9 protein-coding genes are annotated in these 11,828 nt (G+C 41.5%); 6 read left to right on the top strand and 3 right to left on the bottom strand.

The annotated features are described in order from the left end of the window. The first annotated feature begins 59 nt into the window (after window positions 1-59). The 5 genes from rfbA to AB6811_RS07595 are packed head-to-tail and all read left to right on the top strand — an operon-like array spanning window position 60 to window position 4,550. The gene (rfbA, locus tag AB6811_RS07615; protein WP_369489854.1) at window positions 60-938 is read left to right on the top strand and encodes a glucose-1-phosphate thymidylyltransferase RfbA; all 879 of its coding nucleotides are present in this window, start codon (window positions 60-62) and stop codon (window positions 936-938) included. 11 nt (window positions 939-949) lie between these two features. Further along, window positions 950-1,516, top strand: a complete 567-nt coding sequence (gene rfbC / locus AB6811_RS07610; protein WP_369489853.1) for a dTDP-4-dehydrorhamnose 3,5-epimerase — start codon at window positions 950-952, stop codon at window positions 1,514-1,516. A gap of 5 nt (window positions 1,517-1,521) precedes the next feature. Further along, window positions 1,522-2,379: a dTDP-4-dehydrorhamnose reductase gene (rfbD, locus tag AB6811_RS07605; RefSeq protein WP_369489852.1), complete on the top strand. Its 858-nt coding sequence runs from the start codon at window positions 1,522-1,524 to the stop codon at window positions 2,377-2,379. 21 nt (window positions 2,380-2,400) lie between these two features. Beyond that, window positions 2,401-4,131, top strand: coding sequence for a phospho-sugar mutase (locus AB6811_RS07600; protein ID WP_369489851.1), 1,731 nt, complete (start codon window positions 2,401-2,403; stop codon window positions 4,129-4,131). 2 nt (window positions 4,132-4,133) lie between these two features. Beyond that, the gene (locus AB6811_RS07595) at window positions 4,134-4,550 is read left to right on the top strand and encodes a secondary thiamine-phosphate synthase enzyme YjbQ (protein ID WP_369489850.1); all 417 of its coding nucleotides are present in this window, start codon (window positions 4,134-4,136) and stop codon (window positions 4,548-4,550) included. Window positions 4,551-4,589: 39 nt separating this feature from the next. On the opposite strand, the gene AB6811_RS07590 is transcribed toward AB6811_RS07595, so the two are convergent. Continuing rightward, the gene (locus AB6811_RS07590; protein ID WP_369489849.1) at window positions 4,590-6,371 is read right to left on the bottom strand and encodes an aminopeptidase P family protein; all 1,782 of its coding nucleotides are present in this window, start codon (window positions 6,369-6,371) and stop codon (window positions 4,590-4,592) included. Between the two features lie 54 nt (window positions 6,372-6,425). Continuing rightward, the gene (locus AB6811_RS07585) at window positions 6,426-8,909 is read right to left on the bottom strand and encodes a response regulator (protein ID WP_369489848.1); all 2,484 of its coding nucleotides are present in this window, start codon (window positions 8,907-8,909) and stop codon (window positions 6,426-6,428) included. Between the two features lie 238 nt (window positions 8,910-9,147). Between AB6811_RS07585 and AB6811_RS07580 the strand changes: the two genes are divergently transcribed. Continuing rightward, on the top strand, window positions 9,148-9,351 hold the full coding sequence (locus AB6811_RS07580) for a hypothetical protein (RefSeq protein ID WP_369489847.1): 204 nt from the start codon (window positions 9,148-9,150) through the stop codon (window positions 9,349-9,351). A gap of 8 nt (window positions 9,352-9,359) precedes the next feature. Here the strand turns inward: AB6811_RS07580 and AB6811_RS07575 are convergent, their stop codons facing one another. Further along, window positions 9,360-11,816, bottom strand: a complete 2,457-nt coding sequence (locus AB6811_RS07575) for a TonB-dependent receptor (protein WP_369489846.1) — start codon at window positions 11,814-11,816, stop codon at window positions 9,360-9,362. Window positions 11,817-11,828: the final 12 nt, after the last annotated feature.

Here is an 11,828-nt window from a genome sequence, read left to right as displayed (position 1 = left end):
TGATGCCAAAGCCTATTTTTGTGTAATTTTTTAAAAACTGATTAGTTAAAAAAAACACCATGAAAGGAATAATTTTAGCAGGAGGAGCCGGAACACGGTTATACCCAATAACCAAAAGCATTTCAAAGCAAATCATTCCCATTTACGATAAACCAATGATTTACTACCCCTTATCGGTGCTAATGCTGGCACAGATTAAGGATATACTCATTATCTCAACACCAAAAGATATACACCTGTATCAAGATCTTTTTGGCGATGGTTCGCAATTGGGTTTAAATATTCAGTATGCCATTCAACCATCACCCGATGGTTTGGCTCAAGCCTTTATAATTGGTGAAAACTTTATTGGTACCGATAGCGTTTGCCTTGTATTGGGCGATAATATTTTTTACGGCGGAAATCTTAGCGAGCTGCTTAAGGAAAGCGCCAAGCTGAACGATGGCGCTATAGTTTTTGGCTACTACGTTAAAGATCCGCATCGGTATGGTGTTGCTGAGTTTGATGAAACAGGGAAAGTATTAAGCATAGAGGAAAAGCCCGAAAACCCCAAATCGAACTTTGCCGTTACGGGGCTTTACTTCTACAGCAACGATGTGGTAGAAAAGGCAAAATCGCTTAAACCTTCCAAAAGGGGTGAACTAGAAATTACCGATCTGAACAGACTCTACCTAAATGAGGGTAGGCTAAACCTTAAAATAATGGGACGAGGTATGGCCTGGCTCGATACCGGAACCCATGAAAGCTTGCTTCAGGCATCAAACTTCATTCAAACCATTGAGGACAGACAGGGTCTTAAGGTTGCTTGCCTCGAAGAAATTGCTTACCGAAATGGATTTATCTCAAAGGAACAACTGCTAAAACTTGCCGAAGCCCTGGCAAACAACCAGTACGGGCAATACCTTTACAGAATTGCAAACGAAAAAGTTTACCTTTAAAATATTTCAGTATGACTATTGAGCCAACCCAAATTCCCGATGTGCTGATTATTAAACCTAAGGTTTTTACTGACCACAGGGGTTATTTTTTCGAAAGTCACAATGTAGATGCCTTCAAAAAAATGGGAATTGAAATCAATTTTGTTCAGGATAACGAATCGTACTCAAGAAAAAATGTAATCCGGGGTCTGCATTATCAGCTTTCGCCTTACTCACAAACCAAACTGGTTAGGGTTGTTGCCGGTAGAATATTTGATGTGGCGGTTGATATCAGAAAGAATTCCCCCACATTTGGGCAATATGTTGGTGTTGAACTCTCCGATGATAATAAATATCAACTGTTGATTCCAAAGGGTTTTGCACACGGCTTTGCCGTTCTAAGCGATTTTGCTATAGTTAGCTACAAGTGCGATCAATACTATAACCCTGAAGCTGACAGGGGTATTCGGTACAACGATCCTGAGATTGGGATTGATTGGAAAATTCCTATGGAGCAGGCCATTGTATCGGCTAAGGATAATGTTCACCCGGCAATGAAGGATGCCGAGCTAAACTTTGTTTTTGGTTCAACCTACTAACTACCATGAAAATTCTTGTAACCGGAGCAAACGGTCAGCTAGGAACTGTCATTAAAAAGGAATCAAGTATTTTTCCAGATTTAGCTATTTTTTATACCGATATAGAAGAAACCGATATATGTAGCAAGGAATCGGTTCAACTGGCACTTAAAAAGTATGCACCTAATGTTGTTGTGAACTGTGCAGCCTATACGGCAGTAGATAAGGCCGAGGATGAAGAAGACAAGGCATTTGCCCTGAATGCCGATGCACCCGCAAACCTCGCCGAACAATGCAAATTAATGGGTGTTAAGCTGATACATATTTCAACCGACTATGTTTTTGATGGTAAGTCCAATGTCCCCTACGTTGAAACCGATAAGGTAAACCCACAATCGGTTTACGGAAAAAGTAAGCTTGAGGGGGAACTAAGGTCTATGGCACTTGGCAATACAATGGTAATCAGAACATCGTGGTTATACTCGGCTTACGGTAACAACTTCATGAAAACCATGCTAAAGTACGGAAAGGAACGCCCTGAGCTTAGAGTGGTTTTTGACCAAACAGGGACCCCTACCCTTGCCAACGATCTTGCATATGCAATTCTACGAATCGCTGAGTCACCCGAGAGGTTATTCACACCGGAAATCTTCCATTTTTCCAACCAGGGAGTTTGCAGCTGGTACGATTTTGCTTACGAAATCATCAAACAGGCTGGGCTTACTACAAAAATAACCCCCATTACAACCAGTGACTACCCCACTAAAGCAATTCGACCTCAGTATAGCGTGTTGAATAAGCAAAAAATTACTAACTTGCTGGAAATGGAAATCCCACACTGGAGGCAAAGCTTAGTAAAATGCTTACAGGAATACTTAAGGTAAAACACTAAAAAATACTACAATATGGTTGAAAAGGAAATAATGGAAAAAGCCAAGCAATGGCTTAATCCACCTTTTGATGAGGAAACCAGGGCAAGGGTTGCCCAGATGATTGAGCAAGACCCCAAGGAGCTAACCGAATCGTTTTACTGCGATTTGGAGTTTGGTACAGGCGGTTTACGTGGAATTATGGGTGTTGGCACAAATAGAATGAACATATATACTGTTGGCATGGCCACCCAGGGTTTATGTAACTACCTGAAAAACAACTTTAAACATCTACCTGAAATACGGGCCGCCATTGCACACGACTCCCGGAACAACAGCACCCTATTCGCCAATGTGGCAGCACAGGTTCTAAGTGCCAATGGCATAAAGGTTTACCTGTTCGACGCCCTTAGACCAACACCAGAACTTAGCTTCGCAATTAGAACGTTCAAGTGCCAGTGTGGAATTGTTGTAACTGCATCGCACAATCCAAAGGAATACAACGGCTATAAGGTTTACTGGGAAGATGGTGGTCAAATTGTTCCACCCCACGACAAGGGAATAATCAGTGAAGTTAAGTCTATTTCAAGCATTGAGCAGGTTAACTTTAAAGGGAACGATAACCTAATTGTCAAAATTGGTAGGGAGTTAGATGAAATTTACCTGAATACGCTTTCAACGCTTTCACTTTCGGATATCATCGAAAAGTATCGCGATATGCCTATTGTTTACACCCCAATTCACGGAACAGGTGTAAACCTTGTACCCATGGCACTTCGCAAATTTGGCTTTAAAAATATTATCACCGTTGATGAGCAATGCGTGGTTGATGGTAATTTTCCAACAGTAGCATCGCCAAACCCCGAGGAACGTGCTACTATGCAAATGGCAATTGACAAAGCAATTAAAACAAATGCTGAGATTGCCATGGCCACCGACCCCGATGCCGACCGTGTTGGAATTGGGATTAGAAAGCCAAACGGCGAGTTTACCCTGCTTAACGGTAATCAAGCCGCATCAATTCTTATCTACTATATTCTCAAAAAGTGGCATGAACATAACCGCATTACCGGTAATGAGTTCGTGGTTAAAACAATTGTAACCACTGACCTAATTAGTTCCATCGCTCATGGATTTGGGGTTGATTGCTACGAGGTGCTCACCGGATTCAAATATATTGCCGAAAAAATTCGCGAATTTGAAGGGGTAAAGAAATTCATCGCCGGTGGCGAGGAGAGTTACGGTTACCTGTATGGCGATTTTGTCCGCGATAAAGATGCGGTAATCAGCTGCGCCATGTTTGCCGAGATTGCGGCTTGGGCTAAAAGCCAGAACAAAACCCTGTACGATATTTTGAGCGATATTTACAGGGAATATGGACTGTACAAAGAGCATTTGATCTCGCTTACCCGTAAGGGAATAGATGGCTTAACAGAGATTAAAGCCATGATGGATGCTTTTCGTAGTAAACCCCCACAAAACATTGGCGGTTCAAAGGTAACTTCCATTATCGACTACCAAAATCAAGTTTTTGTAGATGTTCATACCGGAAAGGAAAAGCATACAAACCAGCCAAAATCCGATGTAATGCAGTTCATCACTGCCGATGGTACCAAAGTATCGGTTCGCCCATCGGGGACTGAACCCAAAATAAAATTCTACATAGGTGTTAAAGGCACTATGGCTGCAAACGATGATATTGACATGGCACTGGCAAAACTCGACAAAAAGATTGAAACTATTGTAGCAGAGCTTAACCTCAAATAGCAATGAAATCGTATCGCAAAGAACTATGGTTCGAGACACGGAATCGGCGTGAGTATATCAATATTACACGCGATGTTGAAGTTTGCCTAGCCGAGAGCGGAATTAAGGAAGGACTATGCCTGGTAAACGCCATGCACATTACATCGAGCGTATTCATCAACGACGATGAAAGTGGCTTGCACCACGATTTTGAAGTATGGCTCGAAAAGCTTGCACCCGAAAAACCTTACTCACAGTACAAACACAACGGGTTTGAAGATAATGCCGATGCACACCTAAAACGAACCATTATGGGACGCGAAGTGGTTGTTGCTGTTACCAATGGCAAACTCGATTTTGGTCCCTGGGAACAAATTTTCTACGGTGAATTCGATGGCAAACGCCGAAAAAGGGTTCTGGTTAAGATTATTGGTGAATAGTTAAAAGGCTGTCAGTAAATGACAGCCTTCTTTATTTTCCTATAAGGGTTTTGTAATTTCTTTTAGCCATTTTTCATGCTCAGCTGCCAGGTGTGGCGACAGCTTAAAGTAAACCAACTGATGGTAATGGTTTAACCACTCTCGCTCCTGAACGGTTAGCATATCAAGGTCAATGGCTTTGGTATCAATTGGACAAAGGGTAAGGGTATCGAAACGTAGGAATGAACCAAAGTCGTTTGTTTCATCCTCAACGCAAACAATCAGGTTTTCAATTCTAATGCCATAGGCATTGGGTCGGTATAAACCGGGTTCATTGGACATAACCATACCGGGCTCAATGGGAAGATGATTTTCCGGTCTAATCTGTTGCGGCCCCTCATGCACATTCAAGAAGTATCCAACACCATGCCCTGTTCCGTGCCCATAGTTTAGCCCCTGACTCCATAATGCCATTCGGGCATAAGTATCGAGCTGTGAACCCCTAGTACCCTTAGGGAACTTTGCCATAGAAAGCCCTACCATACCCTGCAAAACAAGCGTGAAATCACGCTTCTCCTGAGGGGTTGGGTTACCAAGGTGAATGGTGCGGGTAATATCGGTAGTGCCATTGAGGTATTGTCCACCGGAATCAACCAATAGGAAACCTTCAGGTTTGATGGTGTAGCTAGTTTGAGGAGTTGCACTGTAATGCACTATAGCCCCATGATCGGCGTATCCTACAATACTTCCAAAACTCTCACTGATAAAATTCCTGCGTTTGCTCCTAAATTCCAGTAACTTTTCGGCAACAGTAATCTCAGTGACCTTACCCGATTTAACATTCTGCTCCAACCAGTACAGGAACTCAACCATGGCAATTCCATCCTGCACCATTGCATCGTTAATACCCTCAACCTCAACAGGTTGTTTTCGGGCCTTAATTTGGGTTGCCAAACCAGTTGTTTCAATAACTTTAGTGTTACCTGGTATTGCAGAGTAAATTGAGAAGTTAACCTTGGCAGGGTCTAATACCAGTACATCCTTCTTTTTAAGCTTTGCTAACTTGTCGAATATTTTACTGTAAGGCTTTACTGATACCTGCTCATTGGCAAGGAATTGTATAACCTCATCGGTTAGCTTGTTTTCATCAACATATAGCGTTGCTTTATCATCGTCAACAATTGCGTATGCAAGAAAAACAGGATTGTACGAAATATCGGCACCCCTAATATTAAAAGTCCAGCATATCTCATCGAGTGCGCACATCAGGTAAGCTGTAGCGTTTCGTACCAGTAGCTCTTTCCTTATTCTTCCCAGTTTCTCCTGTACGGAAACCTTGGCGAATTCAGCAGTATGAACAAAAACTTTTTGCTGAGGTATGGTAGGCCTATCGTCCCAAATTTTACTCACTAAATCGATATCGAACCTTACTTTGAACTTTTTTGCTTTTAAGTTCTCGTTAAGGACTCTTTGATTGGAGAGTGAGATGAGCAGTCCATTGCAAGCAACTGTTGAGTATTGCTTAAGGTTAAGCGCCAACCACGATTGAATGTCAGGCGTTTCGGGCATACCAATTTTACACAGCTCTATGCCAGTGCCACTTAGCTGCATTTCGGCTTGGATAAAATACCTTGAGTCAGTCCACAGGGCAGCGTTTTTTAGGGTAACCACTAAGGTACCAGCAGAACCTGTAAACCCCGACAGCCATTCGCGTTCCTTCCAGTAGTCTGGAATATACTCACTAAGATGTGGATCGCTATGGTGGACAATGTAGGCATCTACATCAGCCTTTTTCATTTGCTTTCGGAGTAGACTTAATCTCTCCTGAATGGTTAAAGTCATATCTTTTTAATGTTAAACTCGGAATGGGTTACAAAAATAGCTTATTGCAATGATTCAGGCTAAATACATTTCAAGAACATGGTGTAAAATGTTGGGGTCGATGGGTTTTGTGATGTAACCATTACATCCAGCTGCCTGAGCTTTTAAACGCTCCTGTGGCGCCGAAAAGGCTGTTTGGGCCACAACAGGAATAGCAGAATTAACTTGTTTTATTTCCATAGTTGCTGCATAACCATCCATAACTGGCATCCTAATATCCATAAGGATGAGGTTAATGCCTTGGTTAAGCGAGCTTACTAAATCCACTGCTTCTCTACCATTTTTAGCCCAAATGGTTGACACCCCCCATGCCGTCAGAAGTTCGTTTAGGATTAAATAGTTAACCTCTTCATCTTCAACAATTAGAACTACACTATTCTTGAATTCAACTCTCTTTATGGCTTGTTCTTCGTTTAGTTCATCGGCTTGGAGCTGGGTCTCGTTAGCAATTAAACCAAATTTCACCTCAAACTTTAACTTGCCGTCGTTGATTATATCCACTTCACCCTCAAGTAAGGTTAATAGCCTGTTGGCCAACAATATGTTGAAATGGGAAGAATGGCTATAGGTTCCGTTTAGTAAGGCTTTTAAGTCATCAGTAAATAATGTTCGTATTTTTGAATCAATTGATGAATCCCCTTCATGAATAAAAATCTTAATCTTATCATCCTCAATTGAATATCCAATATTTAGGCTTCCGGTTTGAATGAATTTTATGAATTGAATGAAATAGATGCTTAGTGCCTGATTTAAACGCCCGGAATCAATGTAGAGTTCAAGAAAATCGGTATTTTCAGGAATCGTATAGTTAACCTTTATGTTGTATAGTTCCAGCAACCCCAATCGAAAATCGATATTTGCTTTTAGTTCATGAAAAAAGTCATTTACATTTTGCTTGGTTTTAATAACTGTGAGCGCCCCAGTACTAATTCTGACAAAATCCTGTAATTCATTGGTGAGGTCCAACAGCGATTTGCTTTGGTTTTGAATAATTCTAAGGTATTCGGTTTGCAGCGACTTGTCTAGCTCAGTAAAATCGAGCATACTGCTAAACCCAATTATAGAGTTAAGCGGGGTTCTTATGCTGTGATTGATGTATGTTAATAGCTCATACTTCTCGGCAAGCTGTTTTTTTAACCCATCAACCATTTGGCAGGAATCCATATTCGCTTTACTCATATCGATAACCGTTGAGGCTACCACCGACATTCTATTCAAGAATTGTGTATCAATCGGTTCAGAATCGGGTGTTTGAAATAATATTATTCCACCAAACAGTTTGTCGTCCTTAACAATCCAGGAAATGTAGCTCTTGCCTATCTTGAAGGTTCGCTCAAATATTTTAAAGGTTGTTGCCGATACTATGCCATCAAGCAGCTCATTGAAGGGAATAATGTTCTCCTGTACGTTGGCCGAAATTAAGGTGGCAAGTTTATCCTTTTCAATAAAAAGCCTACGGCCAACCGGGTTCCAACCCAGCTCATCAATAAAAGTATCCCACGCTTTGGTCTTTACCCCAAAAATTGATTCCAGCGTAACAAAGCTATCGTCGGCACTGTAGGAAAAAACGATGGATATTGATTTAGGGAAAGCCTTTTCAATGGTTTGTCCAAGCAGTAGGAAAATCTCATCGGGTGTTGTTTGCCCTTTAATCTGAGAGAAGAACAATGATATTATCTCATTCTGAAAATCATGTCTTTTAATTTGGTTTTGAAACTCAACAAGCTGACTAATATCGCGTGCTGCTACTATAAATCTTTTTTTATCTTGAGGATTATCGGCAAGTTTTGACCAGCTTAGATTAAACTCGTTTCCACTGATATTTCTATAGACTGAGGTAAAAGGCTTCCCTGAACCACTCAGCAACCACTCCTGAAATTTTTTCCAGGTATCATCGGCAAAGCCTTCCTTAAGCGAAACTGATTGTGTGTTCTCTGAATCGAACTGAAAAAGCCTTGTGGTACTTTTGTTCCAGTTCACAACGGTGCCATTCAAATCAATCTCAAGCAAAGCAAGCTGATGCTTTTGTAGTAGGTTGGCAAAACGTTCGAATGTAATGGACACATCATGGGTATTTATATCACTCTTGCCCGGGTCAACATTTCTGAACTGACCAATAATGTAGTAACTGTTTGCATTGGGGTTATCCTTAACGGTAAATGCAAAAATCCTCTTATGCTGCCACTCCTCACGAATCTTTAATCTAAAATCCAACTCCTGGTGTAAGGCAGAACTATGTCTTAACCTCTGGAACGATTTTTCCAGGGCCTTTTTATCATCTTTATGAACTAATTTGAAAAAATCATCAAGGGGAATGTTATCATTATCGGATTCCTTAAAGCCCAAAGCATTAACAAACTTTTTCCCCAAATGAATTCTATTGGTGTTTGAATCCCAAAACCAAAATCCTGCCTTATAGTATCGGTTTAGGTTCGACAGAAAATGCCTAATGTTAAAAGGATAGCCTAAACCAAGGTTATTGTTATGGTTCTGCAGCATAACGTATGGTTATAATGACTAAGGTTATGTTAATAAATCCTAAATTTAAAACGTTTTCGGAAATAATCAAAATAGAACAATGTGAGTTAAATGGCAAAAAGGAACTAATTTGCTACAAGCTAAAGTATTAAAGAGGTTTACATATAGCAGTTGTTAAAAACTTTTTGATAACTGTTTGAACCAATAATGAAAACCGAGGAAAAAAGTTGGTTTATTTGCAAAAAAAGTCATTTAACCGATGAATAGCCGACGTAGAGGGTTCAATACCGAAAAACTAAAACGGGTTCATAGAAAAGAGATACTGTTTAACACCAGCGAGTTAGAAGCCATTAACCACTACTGCAAGCGGTATAAGGTAAGGAACAAATCAAAGTTCCTGCGTGAGGCAATCATCTCAAAAATTTTAAACAAATTCGATCAGGATTACCCCCGTTTATTCTAGAGGTAATGCTAAAAATTCATTTGAAACCTAACATTAACTCTGCGCGAAGTTAGATAGTTGGGCACGGCAAACCGATACGAGTTACCCTCCTGGTTGGCTACAGTTTGCACCCACAAATAGGAAACCGTATTGTTAAAGTTGAAAAGATTAAAAATATCGACCCCTACTGAGAGGTTAGCAATTTTTAAATTACCCACCAGTCGTTTCCCATTGTCAATAAAGGATTTTGTGAATCCAACATCAATCCTCTTGTACGATGGCATCCTAAAGCTTTTCTGATCAGGAACGGAGCTATCCAACATTGGCAAGCCACTGCCGTATACCCCGGTAAGGTTAACCCTAAAGCTTTTATCGCCAGGCAGGTAATCCTGCAAAAATAAACTAACGGAAAAGGTTTGATCGGTAGGGCGGAAATAGTATCCGGGGTAAACCGTATTCCCACCTTCATCGATATATGAGTCGTAAAGATTATCCTCCTTTGTTTTGAGAATCGAAAGGCTGAGCCACGATTCGGCTCCGGAAACCAGCTCACCATTTATCTTTAGGTCGGCTCCTCGTGCGTATCCCCTTGCCATGTTTTCGCCGGAGTAACGCAAACGAACGTTATCAACTGAGTATGGTATTAAACGGTTTAGCCACTTATTATAGAACTCTATGCTCATTCGGAATGGTCGGCTCCAAGCTGTAAAGTAATACTCGGCTCCTGCAAGTGCATGAATGGATTGTTGCGCTTTGATGTTCCTATTTAGCTCACCGCTAGCCAAACGAATCTCCCTATAAAAGGGAGGTTGAAAGTAATACCCAAACGAAAGGTGATACTGTAAACTCCTATAGTTTGAATGATTAAAGCTGAGTGCTAAGCGGGGGCTAAAAAGAATTTCCTTGTTAAAGCTCCAGTGGCTTACCCTGAATCCCACATTAGTTCTATACTGCCAATTTCCAACGTTAAAGTGTAAATCGGCCTGAGCAAACCCTAATGCGCGGTACGACTCAATGGTTGATGCTGCCCCAAAAAATCTATCAAGCCCAACCTGTGAGCCTGTGTAGGGTATAGCGTATCCCGATGAATCAACCAATCCCCACTCCAGGAGCTCATCACTTAAAGCTTCGCGCTGCAACTGCACCCCCAATTTAGTTAGGCTTTTACCGAACCACATATCGCCAAGCAGGTTTAAGCTTTGAACTTTAAGGTTGATATGGTTACGGGCATGATCCAGAAATCCTCCAATCCCAACATTTATCAGGCTATCGCCATAGGTTTTTGATCCCATGGAGTTATCGAGCTCATTCAGGAAATACTGCCCAAGCAAATCGTATGTTTCCCGTTCGTTTGAGTAATATGATGACCCAATTACCTTGACATTAAAATTGGAGGTTACCCTAATTGCAGTAATTAAGGCAGCCATTGACGATAAATACCTGTCTTTCTCTTGACCATCGTAGTAAATTTTAAGCTGAAGGGTGTTGTTAAAAACACCAAAACGGGTTTCACGCACCCTTGGCTGAAAGTCGAAACGGTTTATGGCCACATTGCCCAACAGCCCAATGGTAATCCTCTCGGAGATTTTATAGTTTGCTATGCCTTGCCAATCGAAGAACGAAGGGGTGTAATCGCCTTTGGTTTCCAGCGAGTTGAGTATATAACGCGATGTCTTATAGCGCATCCCTGACATGTAGGTAAGCGAGTTGCCAATGGCAACTCCTTCCAGGGTTGCCGAGGCACCCAGCAAACCGGCACTGACCCTTAACGCATTTGCTTTAGGCTCACGGTAACGCACATTAAGCACCGACGACATCTTATCGCCAAATTCAGCCGTAAACCCACCCGATGAGAACTCAACCGCCCCAACCATATCGGGGTTTATGAAACTTAAACCCTCCTGCTGAGCTGAGCGAATCAGGAAAGGCCTGTAAACCTCAACATCGTTAACGTAAACCAAATTTTCATCAAAATTCCCTCCTCTTACACTATACTGTGAGCTCAGCTCATTGGACGATGAAACCCCGGGCAAAAGCTTTACCAGTGACTCCAACCCGCCCGACACATTCGGGGACGTTTTTAATCCATCAATTCTAATGCGCTCAATGTTTCCCACCTTCCGTTGCTGCGAACGAACGTAAACCCCTTCAATATGCTCTTCCGATGGTTTTAAAATTACCTCAAGGAACTTACCCCTTTCAGCTTTAACATTCATTTCCTGTGTTTGGTATCCCAGGCACGAAAACCTAATAGAAATTGTATCAATATCGGTTACTGTGATTGAGAAGCGCCCCTCATCGTCGGTTGAAACACCTAAAGAACTTCCTACAATAATAACGCTTGCCGAGGGTATAGGCATATTAAGCGTATCCTTAACAATGCCAGATATCTTCACCCTTCGCTCCTGAGCATGTAGCGACGCAAAACCGGTGATAAATATCACCAAAACACATAGAAAGATGTAATATGGCGGTTTTACGCTCATTTAGCCATTGGA

The organism is Tenuifilum sp. 4138str, assembly GCF_041102575.1.
GTDB classification, from domain to species: Bacteria; Bacteroidota; Bacteroidia; order Bacteroidales; family Tenuifilaceae; genus Tenuifilum; species Tenuifilum osseticum.
This window is presented reverse-complemented; position numbering and strand designations above follow the sequence as displayed.